We start from the raw sequence: 14,120 nt of genomic DNA on the forward strand, positions 1-14,120 counted from the left end.
TAATGGAAGGCGGCGCGTTCGTCACCTGCAAAACCGGATGATTTTTCTTAACCTGGCGCAATCTCAAAACAGCCCCATCTGCCCGGTGACCAGCGTAGTGAAATCGTCGTGCAAGAAAGGGAGTATAGCGTCTGCCACCGGTTGCAGCTGGCGTTCGAGGTAATGCTGATAGTCGATGGGCGAATGACGGGTTTCCAGCGGTTCCGGCCCGGCGACGGTCATCACGTAGCTGATCCAGCCGCCGTTTTGATACTGCAGCGGCCGCCCCTGGCTGCGGTTGTAGTCGTCGGCGATGCGCGCGGCGCGGGCGTGCGGCGGCACGTTGCGCTGATAGTCCTCGAGCTTTCTGCGCAGCCGTTTGCGGTACACCAATTGATCGTCGAAGTCGCCGTTCAGGGTTTTGCCGACGTAGTCGCGCACATAGTCCTGGTAGGGCTGTTGTTTGAAGATGCGCTGATAGAGCTGCTGCTGGAACTGCTGCGCCAGCGGCGTCCAGTCGGTGCGCACCGTTTCCAGGCCTTTGTACACCATTTCTTCCTGGCCGTCGGCACGCGCGATCAGGCCGGCGTAGCGTTTCTTGCTGCCCTGCTCGGCGCCGCGAATGGTCGGCATCAGGAAGCGGGAATAGTGGGTTTCGAACTCCAGCTCCAGCGCGTTCTCCAGCCCGAACTGCTGCTGCAGATGCTGCTGCCACCAGGCGTTGACCCGTTGCACCAGCGCCCGGCCGATCTGCGCCGCCTGTTGCTCGTCATGCGGCTGTTTCAGCCAGACGAAGGTGGAGTCGGTGTCGCCGTAGATCACCTGATAGCCTTCGGCTTCGATCAGCTCGCGGGTTTGGCGCATGATCTCGTGGCCGCGCAGGGTGATCGACGACGCCAGCCGCGGATCGAAGAAGCGGCAGCCGCTCGATCCCAGCACGCCGTACAGCGCGTTCATGATGATCTTCAACGCCTGCGACAGGGGCTTGTTGTGTTGGCGCTTGGCGGCCTCGCGCCCCTGCCAGATCTGTTCGACGATCGCCGGCAGGCAGTGTTTGTTGCGCGAGAAGCGGGCGTTGCGAAAGCCGGGCACCGAATCGGCGTCGCTGGGGTGGCGCATGCCTTCCACCAATCCGACCGGATCGATCAGGAAGGTGCGGATGATCGACGGGTACAGGCTTTTATAGTCCAGTACCAGCACCGAATCGTACAGGCCGGGCTGGGAGTCCATCACAAAGCCGCCGGGGCTGTGCTCCTCCGGCTGTTCGCCGAGGTTGGGGGCAACAAAGCCCAGGCGATGCATGCGCGGCATATAGAGGTGGCTGAAGGCCGCCACCGATCCGCCGCTGCGATCGGCCGCCAACCCGGTGACGGTGGCGCGCTCCAGCAGGAAGTTGAGTAGATCGGCCTTGGCGAAGATGCGCGTCACCAGCTCGCAGTCCTTCAGGTTGTAACGGGCCAGCGCCGGCTTGTCTTCGGCGAAGCGTCGGTCGATCTCCGCCATGCGCTGATAAGGGTTGTCGATAGCCTTGCCTTCGCCCAGCAGTTCCTGCGAAACGTATTCCAGGCTGAAGGAGGGAAAATTCCAGGTGGCGGATTTCAGCGCCTCGATGCCGTCGATGATCAGGCGGCCGGCGGCGGCGGCGAAAAAGTGATTCTGCTTGAAGCCATGCTCGCGCCATTCCAGCAGGTTGCCGCCGCGCCCTAGCCGCAGCGGGATTTGGTAGCGCTCGGCGTGCTTTTGCAGCACCCGCAGATCGAACTGCACCAGGTTCCAGCCGATGATGGCGTCGGGATCGTGACGCTCCAGCCACGCGTTCAGCCGTTCCAGCAGTTGAGGGCGGCTGGCGCAGTATTCCAGATCGAAATCCAGCGGCTCATCGCCGCCGTTGGCCGGCCCCAGCATGTAGACCTGCCGCTGGCCACAGCCTTCCAGCGCGATGGAGTAAAGCTCGCCGTGGGCGGTGGTTTCGATATCCAGCGACACCAGCCTGAGCGCCGGGCGGTAGTCCGGCGCCGGCTTCATCTGGCCGCTGAGCAACGGTCCATCGCCGTTGCCCTGGCCGTTGAACCACACCGGCGCGGTAATGAAGCGTTCCATCAGGTAGCGCTCGGGCGGGCGAATGTCGGCTTCATAGACCGCAACGCCGCCTTCCCGCAGCAGCTTTTCCAGCTTGATGAGCTGACGGTGCTGGCGGCAGTACAGCCCCAGCATCGGGCGGTGATGAAAATCCGTCAGCGCCAGCGGTTTCAGTTCCACCTGCCGCTCTTCACGCAGCAGCAGTTCCGCGCGCTGCCTTTGTTCGGCGGGGATAAACGCCACCGAGGTCTGCGGCGGCAAGCGCAGTTGGCGCGGGCCTGCGTCGGTCGCCAGCCAAAATTCGACCTCGGTGCCGGCGGACGTGTCGCGCCAGTGGCGAGTGAGCAGGAACCCCTGTTGCAGTGCTGTCATAACCCCTTCGTTTTCCACCGGGCGGCGTGCGCGACGTTCAGCGTGATGTCGGTTTTGGCGCTAATATAGATATATTATAGCATGGGTTTTTATACAGTGATTGTCCATCGCCGCGCGCGTTGCCAAATACGCATACAATTCATCGATTGACTCGCCAGCGGCGGCGCTGGAAAATCCTCCGCCCCGTTTGGTCCGAATAATCCGCAGAGGTGTAATGGAAGCCTATTTACAAGATTTGATCACCCAGTCACTGGCTTTCACCCTGATGGTCGTTCTGCTGGTCGCTTTTCTCGAGTCGCTAGCGCTGGTGGGGCTGCTGCTGCCCGGCACGGTGATGATGGCCAGCATCGGTGCGCTGATCGGCAGCGGCAAGGTGGATTTTTACTACGCCTGGGCGGCGGGCATCGTCGGCTGCCTGCTCGGCGACTGGATCTCCTATTTCGTCGGCCGCGCTTTTAAGGGGCCCTTGCACCGCTGGTCGTTCCTGAAAAAGAACAAAGCATTGCTCGACAAAACCGAACATGCCTTGCACCAGCACAGCATGGCGACCATTTTGATCGGTCGTTTCGTTGGCCCGACGCGCCCGCTGGTGCCGATGGTGGCCGGCATGCTCGATTTGCCGCCGTACAAGTTTGCGTTGCCGAACATCATCGGTTGCCTGACCTGGCCGCCGGTCTATTTCTTCCCCGGCATTCTGGCGGGGGTGGCGATCGATATCCCCGCCGGCGCCAACAGCGCGATGTTCAAGTGGTTGCTGCTCGCTGCGGCGCTTACCCTCTGGCTGGCGGTGTGGCTGAGCTGGCGCTGGTGGCGTGAGGGCAAGCGCAACGCCGATCGGCTGAGCCGTTGGCTGACGCCGCTGCGGCTGCGCGTGGTGTGCGGATTGAGTTGGCTGGCGGCGTTGGCGGTCGGCTATCTGCTGAGCCAACAGCCGCTGATGCCGGTGTACCGGCACCTGCTGTGGAAAGTGCTGGCCGGGCAATGATTGCGGGGGCGTAAGCCCCCTTCGTATCACTGGAAGAAGGCTTCCAGCTGTTCAAATACCCGCACGTCTTCGCTGTGGCGCTTCACCTGCAGCACGTCTTCCAGCTTTTCTACCTGGCTTATCATTTGCTCCAGCCGCTGATCGTCGGCGACCAATAGCCAAATGCGGCTCTGCTGGCCGTCCTTCAGCGGCAGACACAGAATGCCTTCGACGTTGAACGCGCGGCGGGCGAACAACCCACAAACGTGCGACATGACGCCGGGATGGTTGCGCACGGCCAGCTCCAGGATCACCTGGGGTTTATCTTGTGGTTGCAGCATGGCTTATTCTCCAATCATGTCGATGTTGGCGGCGCCCGGCGGCACCATCGGGAATACTTTTTCGTTGATATCGATCAGCGCGTGGATCAGGCAAGGGCCTGGGCGCTGGATCGCCTCGGCCAGCGCCGCCTGCGGATCTTCCGCAGCATTCAGATCGCAGGTATCCAGCCCGAATCCGGCGGCGATTTTCAGAAAGTCGGTACGCTTCGGATAGGCGGCGGCGAAGATGCGCTGTTGGTAGAACAGGGTTTGCTGCTGGTGCACCAGCCCCAATGCCTGGTTGTTCATCAAAATGATTTTCACGTCCAAATCGTGCTCGACCGCGGTGGCCATTTCCTGAATGTTCATCATCAGGCTGCCGTCGCCGGAGAAGCACAGTACTTTGCGCTCGGGCTCTGCCAACGCCGCGCCGATCGCCGCCGGCAGACCGAAGCCCATGGTGCCCAGGCCGCCCGACGTCAGCCACTGGCGCGGCCGGCTCAGCGGATAGGCCTGCGCAACCCACATCTGATGCTGGCCCACGTCGGTGGTGATGATGGCGCTGTCGTCCACGCAGCGCGCGGCGGCCAGCACCAGGCCGTAATGGCTCAGCGGATCGTCGGCGTTCGGCATGTTGAACGGGAATTCGCGTTTCAGGTCGTTGACGGTGTTCAGCCATGCGCTGCGTGGCTGCGTGTCGATCTGCGGCAGCAGCTGTTCCAGCACCTGGCCGACGTCGGCATGGATTGCCACGTTGGCCTGTTTGACCTTGCCCAGCTCGGCGCGGTCGATATCCACGTGAATGATGGCGGCGTTAGGGCAGAACTGCTCGGTTTTGCCGATTGCCCGATCGTCGAAGCGTGCGCCCAGCACGATCAGCAGATCGGCCTCCTGCAGAATGAAGTTGGTGCTGCGCGCCGCGTGCATGCCCAGCATGCCCAGCGACAGCGGGTGTTCCACCGGCATCGCGCCCAGCGCCATCAGCGTCATGGTGGTAGGCAGACCGGCGCGCTCGGCCAGTTCCACCGCCTGGCGGTGAGCGTCGGCGCAGATGATGCCGCCGCCCAGGTAGAGGATCGGGCGTTTCGCCTGATTGATCATCGTGGCGGCCTGAGAAACCTGCGCCGGATCGAAGCTCGGAGCGGCGTCCGGCACGGCGATCGGCGGCAGTTCTTCCAGGGTAATGGTGGCGGTTTGCACGTCTTTCGGCACATCGATCCAGACCGGGCCGGGGCGGCCGGACTCGGCGATGCGGAACGCGTCGCCAATCACCTGCGGCAGCTCGCGGATATCGCGCACCAGATGGTTGTGCTTGGTGATCGGAATGGAAATGCCGTAGGTATCCACTTCCTGGAAGGCGTCAGTGCCGATCATCGAGGAGGGCACCTGACCGGTGATGCACACCAGCGGAATGGAGTCGAGCTTGGCGTCGGCGATAGCGGTGACCAGGTTGGTGGCGCCCGGCCCGCTAGAGGCGATGCACACCGCCGCCTTGCCGTTGGCGCGCGCCATGCCTTGCGCCATAAAGCCCGCGCCCTGTTCGTGGCGCGCCAGCACGTGGTGAATGCGGGTGCTTTGGCTCAGCGCGTCATACAGCGGCAGCGCCGCACCGCCGGGGATGCCGGCGACGGTGGTGATGCCCTGACGCTCCAGCAAATGAACGATCAATTGTGCGCCGGTAAAGCGGGTACTCGGTTGAGGCGTGCCCGAAGTTGCCATGTTCCTGTCCTTTCTCAAGGCCGGTGAGCTTTGCTGGGCAGGGTGCTAAAACAAGAAACCCCGCCCGGTTTGCGCCGGCGGGGTTTGGGAATCGATGCGTTGATTCGGACCCTACGGCGCATTGCCGACGACCACCACCACACGCACGACGACCACCGCGGCTGGTAGCGCGGTAACTAGTAGGGTCGAAGTCAGCGAGGATGCGATCACAGGGAACCTTATCATCAGTAAAAAAAGTCAGGTTTTTATAAAAACACAGGCGCAAAATTCGCACAACAGGTTTATTGGCGCAGCATAAAAAACGCGCGTCAGATCACGCTTTACCCGAAATGCCCAACACGCGCGCTTCCGGTGCGCTGCCGTCCAGCAGGGCCTGCGTCGGGCCGTCGTAGTAGATGCGGCCGTCGACCACCAGCAGCGTGCGCGGTGCGATGCGTGCGGCGTCGTCGAGATTGTGCGACACCATCAGCAGCGTCAGATTACGCTGTTCGCACACCGTCTGCAGCAGCTGCAACATCTCGTTGCGCAGCGCCGGATCGAGCGCCGAGAAGGGCTCGTCGAGCAGCAGGATCGGCCGTTGGCGAATCAAACAGCGCGCCAGCGCGGCGCGCTGACGCTGGCCGCCGGAAAGCTGCGACGGCAGGCGCTCCAGGTGTTCTTCCAGGCCGACCTGACGGGCGATGTGTTCTCGCTGTTGACGCTGCTGCGCAGTCAAGCGCAGACCGGGATCCAACCCCAACCCGATGTTCTGCGCCACCGTCAGGTGCGCGAACAGGTTGTTCTCCTGAAACAGCATCGACACCGGCCGTTTGGCCGGCGGCGTGGCGGTATGATCTTCGCCGTTCAGCAGCAGCCGGCCGCTGGCCGCCGGCAGAAAACCGGCGATCAGGCTCAGTAGGGTGCTTTTACCGGCGCCGCTGGGGCCGAGCACCGCGACGCGCTCGCCCGGCTGGATGCGCAGATCAAAGCGCATCGGCAGGTGTTCATACAGGTAGGTCAGTTTTTCAAGCGTCAGCATGGCGCCCCGGTAAGCGTTCGATCAGGGTAAACAGCAGGAAGCACAGCAGCAGCAGCAGCAGCGCGGTCACCGCCCCGTCGTTGCTGCGGTAGGCGCCAATCTGCTGATACAGGTAAAAAGGCAGGGTACGGAAATGCTCATTGCCAAACAAGGCGACCACGCCGAAATCGCCGATCGACAGCACGCAGGCGAAGGCCAGCGCCTGCGCCAGCGGGCGGCGCAGGGCGCGTAGTTCGATCAGCCGCAGCCGCTGCCAACCGCGGATATCCAGCGACAGGCACAGCGGGTTGTAACGTTCGGCGAGGTCGCGCATCGGGTTCTCCAACACCTTCAGCGCATAGGGCACCGCCATCAGCGCATTGGTGAGGATCACCAGCGCATAGGGCGACTGCGGCAGCCCGATCGTATCGCTCAGCAGCAGGAAGAAGCCAGTGGCCAGCACGATGCCCGGCATCGCCAGGATCACCATGCCGCTCAGCTCCAGCGCCTGGCCGCCGCGCAGTTGCTGTCGCAGCTTCAGCTCGCGGCTGCTCCACAGCAGCATCATCGTGAGCGCCACGCACAATAGCCCGGCGCCGAGGGCGATGCGCAGCGACGTGAACAGCGCCTGCCACAGCACCGGCTGGCGCAGCACGCTGACGACGGCCTGATTGGCGCCGTCGGCGATCACCGCCAGCAGGGGCGGCAGCAGCAGCAGCAGCGCGGCGGCGATCAGCAGAAAATCGCTGATGCGCCGCCACCGGCTGTCTTCCGGGTTGCGCCAGCGCTGGGCGTGGGTATGGCCCACCTGCAGCACCTGGCTCAGGCGCTGGCTGATCAAAACCAGCCCCAGACAACAGCTTAACTGGATCAGCGCCAGCATGGCGGCGCGGCCCAGATCGTAGTCGTAACTCAGCGCCTGGTAGATCGCCAGTTCGATGGTGGTGGCCTGCGGTCCGCCGCCCAGCGACAGCACGGTGGCGAAGCTGGCGAAACACAGCATGAAGATCAACGCGCCGCTCGGCAGGATCTGGCGGCGCAGCGCCGGCCATTCGACGAAGCGGAACTGCTGCCAGCCGCTCATACCCAGTTGGGCGGCCAGTTGGCGTTGCTCCACCGGAATGTTCTCCAGCGCCTGCAGCAACAGGCGGGCGGCCAGTGGCAGGTTAAAGAACAGGTGCGCCAGCAGAATGCCCTGCAGCCCGTAGGGCGAGAAGCCATATTCGACGCCCAGCCAGCCGCACAGCGTCGCCAGCCAGCCCTGGCGCCCATAGACGCTGAGCAGGCCGAACACCGCCACCAGCACCGGCAGCACCAGCGTCATGGCGCACAGCCGCAGCAACAGCTGCCGGCCGGGGAAACGGCGGCGATAGAGCGCACGCGCCAGCAGAACGGCGGGCAGCACCGAAATCAGCGCTGACAGCAGCGCCTGCCAGAAGGTGAAGCGCACCACGTGCCACAAGTAGCTGTCCTGCCACAGGCCGCGCCAGTCGCTGTCCGGCGCATGGCGCCACAGCGAGCCCATCGCCAGTGCGGCGACCAGCAGGATCACGCCGGCGGCCAGCAGCCCCGGCCAGAGCCAGCGGGGGATCAGCGGCTGACGGCGGTTTGCCATGCCCGGATCCAACCGCCGCGTTGTGTGGCCACCTCTTCGGCGCTGTATTGCAGCGCGGTCTGCGGCACGTTCATCTGCTCAAAGCCGACGGGCAGCGGGGTGTTGATCACCGGATACATCCAGTTGCCGGTCGGGATGGTGTTCTGGAACGCCGGCGTCACCATGAACCGCATGAAACGCTCGGCCAGCTCAGGCTGTTTGGCGGCCTTCAGCTTGCCCGCCACTTCCACCTGCAGGTAGTGGCCTTCGCTGAACGTGGCGGCGGCGTAAAGGTCTTTTTTCTCTGCGATCAGGTGATAGGCGGGAGAAGTGGTGTAGCTGAGCACCAGATCGCCTTCGCCTTTTAGGAACAGGCCGTAGGCCTCGCTCCAACCTTTGGTGACGGTGACGGTCTTCTTCGCCAATTGCTGCCAGGCGGCCGGCGCCTTGTCGGCATACACTTTTTGCATCCACAGCAGCAGGCCGAGGCCCGGCGTGCTGGTGCGCGGATCTTCGTAAATCACCTTCCAGTCGCGATCGCTGCTGATCAGCTCCTGCAGGCTCTTCGGTGGATTCTTCAGTTTTTCTTTGTTGTAGACGAAGGCGAAGTACCCGTAGTCGTAAGGCACGAAGGTCGTATCCTGCCAGCCGCCCGGCACCGTCAGTTTGGCGGTGTCGACGCCGCTCGGCGCGAACAGGCCGGTTTGCTGCGCCGCCTGCAACAGGTTGTTGTCCAGCCCCAGCACCACGTCGGCGGCGCTGTTCTTGCCTTCCATGCGCAGGCGGTTGAGCAGTGAGACGCCGTCTTCCAGCGCCACGAACTTCAGCTCACAGTCGCACTCGGCTTCGAAGGCTTTTTTTACCGCCGGGCCAGGGCCCCAGTCGGCGGCAAAGGAATCGTAGGTGTAAACCGTCAGCGTCGGCTTGGCGAACACCGGCGCGGCGCATAGCAGCAATAAGCAGGGCAGATATTTTTTGACCACGTTGCACTCCTGAAAAATAAGGGGGCAAGGGTATCTGAGGGGGCGAGGCGGCGTCGCCGGTTCGCTGGGCTCAAATCCCTCCGCCGGTATTGACCGGATCAGGTTCGACGGGTGTGCTCTCAGCGGAAAATCGGGCTTATGCACACGGCCCGACTCACCGCACCCCGTTGAGACGGCGCTATTGTAAAGATTAACCGACCCGGGCGAAAGGCGCTTATGCCTCCGGCGGGGCAAACCAGGCGGATTTGAAGTCGAACCAGCCGAGGGTGTTCATTCGCACGCCGCGCATGCTGCGCTGGCCGTGCAGCTGCAGCCAGTGGTGGAACAGCGGATGTAGCTGGTGGTTGCTGACTAGCCGCTGGCAAAACTCCGCCAGCGGCAAGCGGTTGGCGCGCCATAACTCCGCGTCCTGCGCCAGATCCTCGTTCATGCAGTGCTGCATCAGCGGCAGTTCGTACAGCGTGGCGAACAGCGAAAACTCCAGCGGCAGATAGAAGTTGGCGCTGCCGAGCCACAGATCGCTGCGCGCGTCGCCCTGGTGCCAGGTGGCGTAATCCACGCTTTGTACGATCAGGCGGATGCCGTGCTGCGCCAACAGCGGTTCGATCGCCTGGCGAATGGCGTGAAACTCCGAATGCTCATTGAAGTGGGTCATCGTCAGTTCAGTCAGCCCCGCCGGTTTGGGTTGCTGCGCCAGCGTGCGGTTGTGGTGCCAGCGCGGCAGCAGGCCGTATGCCGGCGACCAATAGCGCTGGTAGAGCGGCCCGGCGTGGCTCAGCAATGAAATGGGGTTGATCAATTCGCACAGCCAGCTGCGAATGGCGGGGTCGGCGGCCAACGTGGAACGCTGATCGAACAGCAAGAAATAACAGCCCTCTTCCAGTCGGCTTTCCAGTTCGTTTTTGCCGGTTTCATCGCCCTGCAGCTGCACGCCGGAGTGCACCAGCTCTTCGGAGAACTCCGGCAGCACCCAGATGTTCACCTCGTCGATCAGCGCCCGGTAGCCGAAATAGTCGTCGAAGGCGTGGATCTTCATCTGGCTGGGAAGATTGCGCACCACGCGGTAGGGGCCGGTGCCGACCGGATGGCGGGCGAAGTCCGGCAGTTCGCGCCATTCGCGCGGCAGGATCATGGCCTGCACGCTGCCCAGCAGCCAGGGTAGCCAGTGGTCGGGGCTGCGCAGATGCACGTCGATAACGAACGGCGTCGGCGAGGTGACGCTTTCGATATGTGAGAACAGCGGTTGCGAGGTCAGACGCGAGAGGGAAGTGATGACGTCTGCCATCTCCAGCTCGCGGCCGTGATGAAAATGGATCGCCGGGCGCAGGTAAAACCGCCAGTGCAAGGGCGTCAGCGGCTGCCAATGGTGGGACAGATCGGACTCCAGTTCCCCGTTTTCCTCATTTATGCGCGTCAGGCCGTTGAAGATCTGGCGCGCCAAATGGGTTTCCGAACGCCGCAGCGCCGAGCCGGGCAGCAGGTTGTACAACTGCCGGTAGTAGAGCACCCGCAGGATGTGTTTACCCTGGCGGAAGCTGCGCCCCAGCTGCGACAGCAGCATTTGGCGCACCACGTTTTTGTCGCCCACCAGCTGCACCAACTGATCGATGCGATCCTGTTCCAACAGCTCCTCGGCCCGCTGTTGCTGCAGCGCCAGGCCGGTGTAGTGGAAGGTTAACCGTGAACGCTTGCCGCGCCCCGACTCCGCCTGCCAGGTGAGCCAGCCTTCCCGCTGCATGGCGCTCAGCAGGGAGCGCACGTGGCGCCGCGAGCAGCTGAGCACCTCCGCCAGATCCTGCAGGGTGGTGTCGGTGGTTTCACCGTGGCAGCGCTGCCACAGGCGGATGAACTGTTGCTGCAATCTGGACGTGGACATAAAAGAGGAACGCTCCCGCCTCAACTCGTCAATTTTTCTTTCCCTATATTACGCCGATAATTTTCATCAATGAAAGGGGAGGGCGTAATCATGAAAGCTTTCTTATCCAAACAGTTCTATCAGCGCTATTTCAGCGCGGTGCGCCGTCAACGCGCCGACTGGCTGAGCGTGGTGCCCGAACAGGCGCGGCTGGCGATGTTGGCACACCTGACGCAATGGGACATCAAAGAGATGACCGATAAGCAATATCGCGAGCACCTGTAGGGGCTGCGGCAACAAGTTTCTGAGTAATGGTGCTGTTTCACCAGCCAGTGGGGCAACCCACTGGTTTTTTTATGCATGGACATGGCGATGCGCTTGCATTTTTCTTGCCGTGGCCTAAGGTTCTTTCTTCTGCTTTGAGGTCAGGGAAGACGATATGCAACGCCTGAGCCGGTTGTCACTGCGCATTAACCCCATCTTTGCCGCATTCCTACTGATCGCTTTTCTCTCCGGCATCGCCGGCGCATTGCTGACGCCGACGCTCAGCCTGTTTCTGACCACCGAAGTTAAGGTGCGGCCGCTGTGGGTCGGGCTGTTTTACACCGCCAACGCGGTGGCCGGCATCGTCGTCAGCTTCCTGCTGGCCAAACGTTCCGACACCCGCGGCGATCGCCGCAGGCTGATCCTGCTGTGCTGCCTGATGGCGGTCGGTAACTGCCTGTTGTTCGCCTTTAACCGCGACTACCTGACGCTGATCACCGCCGGGGTGCTGATGTCCGCCGTTGCCAACACCGCCATGCCGCAGATCTTCGCGCTGGCGCGGGAATATGCCGATAGCGAGGCGCGTGAAGTGGTGATGTTCAGCTCGGTGATGCGCGCCCAGCTTTCGCTGGCGTGGGTGATCGGCCCGCCGCTGTCGTTTGCGTTGGCGCTGAACTACGGATTCACCGTGATGTTCCTGATCGCCGCCGCCACCTTCGCGGTTTGCGTGCTGCTGGTGGGGTTTATGCTGCCTTCGGTGCCGCGCGCGGCGGAAAATGAGGGGCTGCAGGGTGGGGTGTCTGCGCCGATCGCGCCCGCCAGTGCCTGGCGCAATCGCGACGTGCGGCTGCTGTTCATCGCCTCAATGCTGATGTGGACCTGCAACACCTTGTATATCATCGATATGCCGCTGTATATCACCGCCGATCTCGGCCTGCCGGAAGGGTTGGCCGGGGTGTTGATGGGTACCGCCGCCGGGCTGGAGATCCCGGCGATGCTGCTGGCCGGTTACTACGTCAAACGTTTCGGCAAGCGCAACATGATGCTGCTGGCGGTGGTGGCAGGCGTGCTGTTTTACCTCGGGCTGACGGTACTGGAGAGCAAGCCGGCCCTGATCGCGCTGCAGCTGCTCAACGCGGTGTTTATCGGTATCGTCGCCGGTATCGGCATGCTCTATTTTCAGGATTTGATGCCGGGCCGACCGGGCGCCGCCACCACGCTGTTCACCAACAGTATCTCGACCGGGGTGATCCTGGCCGGGGTGCTGCAGGGCGCACTGGTGGAGAACCTCGGTCATGGCTCGGTGTATTGGATGGCGGCGCTGTTGGCGCTGGCGGCGCTCGGGATGAGCGCCCAAGTGCGTGAAGTGTGAGGTTAAACGACGGCATTCTTGATGCAAGTCATTGAGAAGGCTGAAGCGGACGCCCAAGCTGAAGGCATATGGAGCGCGATCGTTGCGCCCACGCCCGTCTCGCTATTGAGATGCCGCCTTGTTGTTTAGAACAGTGGGAACGTTATGGATAAACTCACACCGCTCAAACCGCTTCCTTCCTTGTGCGCCCTGGCCGCCACGCTGATTATCTGGTTCCTCATTCCCGTACCGGAGGGCGTTGCGCCCAACGCCTGGCAGCTGCTGGCGCTGTTTATCGGCACCATCATCGCCATTATCGGCAAAGCGATGCCGATTGGCGCGGTCTCAGTGATCGCCATCGCCCTGGTGGCGGTGACCGGCGTCACCAATCCCGGCAAGCCGGGCGCCGCGCTGGACGATGCACTCAGCGGTTTTTCCAACCAGCTGATCTGGCTGATCGGCTTTTCGATCATGATCTCCCTCAGCCTGAACAAAACCGGGCTGGGCGCGCGCATCGGCTACTATTTTATTTCGCTGTTCGGCAAAAAAACGCTGGGCATCGCCTATGCGCTGACGCTGGCGGAAACCACGCTGGCGCCGGTGACGCCGAGCAACACCGCGCGCGGCGGCGGCATCATTCACCCGATCATGAAATCGATCGCCGACAGTTTCGGTTCAAAACCGGAGCTCAATACCTCCGGCAAGATCGGCCGCTACCTGTCGCTGGTGAACTACAACATCAACCCGGTCACCTCGGCGATGTTTATCACCGCCACTGCGCCTAACCCATTGATCGTCAGCCTGATCGCCAAAGGCACCCATGGCAGCTTCGAGCTGTCCTGGTCGATGTGGGCGATTGCCGCCCTGGTCCCGGGGCTGTGTTCGCTGCTCGTGATGCCGCTGGTCATCTACCTGTTGTATCCGCCGGAGGTGAAAAGCACCCCGGACGCGCCGCGCTTCGCGCGCGAAAAACTGCAGGCGTTGGGGCCGGTGACGCTGCCGGAAAAAATTACCCTCGGGGTGTTCGCGCTGTTGCTGATACTGTGGGCCGGCATTCCGGCGATGATCTTCGGCCCGGCGCTGGCGGTCAATCCCACCACCGCGGCGCTGATCGGCTTGGCGGTGCTGCTGGCCACCGGCGTGCTGAGCTGGGAGGATGTGCTGAAGCATAAAGGGGCCTGGGACACCGTGGTGTGGTTCTCGGCGCTGGTGATGATGGCCAGTTTCCTCGGCAAGCTGGGGCTGATCGGCTGGCTGTCGCAGACCGTGGGCAACGGCATTGACCATATGGGTATGAGCTGGGTGGGCGGTACGATCTTGCTGACTCTCATCTACTTGTATTCGCACTATTTCTTCGCCAGCACCACCGCGCACGTGACGGCGATGTTCGCCGCCTTCTTCGCCGCCGGCATCGCGCTTGGCGCGCCACCGGCGCTGCTGGGCCTGATCCTGGCGTTTTCTTCTTCGCTGATGATGTCGCTGACGCATTACGGCACCGGCACCGCGCCGATCATCTTTGGCTCCGGCTATGTGACGCTGGGAGAATGGTGGAAAGCGGGATGGGTGATGAGTGTGGTTAACCTGCTGATCTGGATGCTGATCGGCGGGGCGTGGTGGAAGCTGCTGGGCTACTGGTGAGGAAA

The 14,120-nt window shown here is 62.6% G+C and carries 12 protein-coding genes and 1 riboswitch; of the genes, 4 read left to right on the plus strand and 8 right to left on the minus strand.

The features are described 5' to 3' along the window. Window positions 1-63: 63 nt before the first annotated feature. Window positions 64-2,430, minus strand: a complete 2,367-nt coding sequence (locus ACSJLU_RS03555; protein ID WP_342096410.1) for a DNA polymerase II — start codon at window positions 2,428-2,430, stop codon at window positions 64-66. Between the two features lie 214 nt (window positions 2,431-2,644). Between ACSJLU_RS03555 and ACSJLU_RS03560 the strand changes: the two genes are divergently transcribed. Further along, complete coding sequence (locus ACSJLU_RS03560) at window positions 2,645-3,415, plus strand: DedA family protein (protein ID WP_060448171.1); 771 nt, start codon at window positions 2,645-2,647, stop codon at window positions 3,413-3,415. Between the two features lie 26 nt (window positions 3,416-3,441). Here the strand turns inward: ACSJLU_RS03560 and ilvN are convergent, their stop codons facing one another. From ilvN to sgrR, 7 genes are all read right to left on the minus strand, one after another. Then, window positions 3,442-3,735 (minus strand): acetolactate synthase small subunit, encoded by a 294-nt coding sequence (gene ilvN / locus ACSJLU_RS03565; RefSeq protein ID WP_016929110.1) that lies wholly within the window; start codon window positions 3,733-3,735, stop codon window positions 3,442-3,444. Between the two features lie 3 nt (window positions 3,736-3,738). Beyond that, the gene (ilvB, locus tag ACSJLU_RS03570; protein ID WP_060434219.1) at window positions 3,739-5,433 is read right to left on the minus strand and encodes an acetolactate synthase large subunit; all 1,695 of its coding nucleotides are present in this window, start codon (window positions 5,431-5,433) and stop codon (window positions 3,739-3,741) included. Between the two features lie 111 nt (window positions 5,434-5,544). Continuing rightward, a complete protein-coding gene (gene ivbL, locus ACSJLU_RS03575; protein ID WP_154747116.1) occupies window positions 5,545-5,658 on the minus strand; it encodes an ilvB operon leader peptide IvbL in 114 nt (37 codons plus the stop codon). Between the two features lie 88 nt (window positions 5,659-5,746). Beyond that, a complete protein-coding gene (gene thiQ / locus ACSJLU_RS03580; RefSeq protein ID WP_342096411.1) occupies window positions 5,747-6,451 on the minus strand; it encodes a thiamine ABC transporter ATP-binding protein ThiQ in 705 nt (234 codons plus the stop codon). Continuing rightward, window positions 6,438-8,045 carry a thiamine/thiamine pyrophosphate ABC transporter permease ThiP gene (gene thiP / locus ACSJLU_RS03585; protein WP_342096412.1) on the minus strand — a complete coding sequence of 536 codons (1,608 nt, stop codon included), beginning with the start codon at window positions 8,043-8,045 and terminating at the stop codon, window positions 6,438-6,440. Before thiP ends, thiQ begins: the two co-directional genes overlap by 14 nt. Further along, entirely contained in the window at window positions 8,021-9,007 is a 987-nt protein-coding gene (gene thiB / locus ACSJLU_RS03590; RefSeq protein WP_342096413.1) for a thiamine ABC transporter substrate binding subunit, read from the minus strand. Before thiB ends, thiP begins: the two co-directional genes overlap by 25 nt. Window positions 9,008-9,064: 57 nt before the next feature. After that, a riboswitch (TPP riboswitch) is annotated at window positions 9,065-9,184 on the minus strand. Between the two features lie 37 nt (window positions 9,185-9,221). Continuing rightward, a complete protein-coding gene (gene sgrR / locus ACSJLU_RS03595; protein ID WP_099816583.1) occupies window positions 9,222-10,883 on the minus strand; it encodes an HTH-type transcriptional regulator SgrR in 1,662 nt (553 codons plus the stop codon). Window positions 10,884-10,973: 90 nt separating this feature from the next. On the opposite strand from sgrR, the gene sgrT reads away from it, so the two are divergent. The 3 genes from sgrT to ACSJLU_RS03610 all read left to right on the plus strand — a co-directional run bounded on the left by sgrT (window position 10,974) and on the right by ACSJLU_RS03610 (window position 14,115). Further along, window positions 10,974-11,147, plus strand: a complete 174-nt coding sequence (gene sgrT / locus ACSJLU_RS03600; RefSeq protein ID WP_071826098.1) for a glucose uptake inhibitor SgrT — start codon at window positions 10,974-10,976, stop codon at window positions 11,145-11,147. Between the two features lie 154 nt (window positions 11,148-11,301). Beyond that, window positions 11,302-12,498 carry a sugar efflux transporter gene (locus ACSJLU_RS03605; RefSeq protein WP_197770887.1) on the plus strand — a complete coding sequence of 399 codons (1,197 nt, stop codon included), beginning with the start codon at window positions 11,302-11,304 and terminating at the stop codon, window positions 12,496-12,498. Between the two features lie 144 nt (window positions 12,499-12,642). Further along, complete coding sequence (locus ACSJLU_RS03610; RefSeq protein ID WP_025301557.1) at window positions 12,643-14,115, plus strand: DASS family sodium-coupled anion symporter; 1,473 nt, start codon at window positions 12,643-12,645, stop codon at window positions 14,113-14,115. Window positions 14,116-14,120: the final 5 nt, after the last annotated feature.

The sequence above is a fragment of the Serratia bockelmannii genome (assembly GCF_051803255.1).
GTDB lineage: Bacteria > Pseudomonadota > Gammaproteobacteria > Enterobacterales > Enterobacteriaceae > Serratia > Serratia bockelmannii.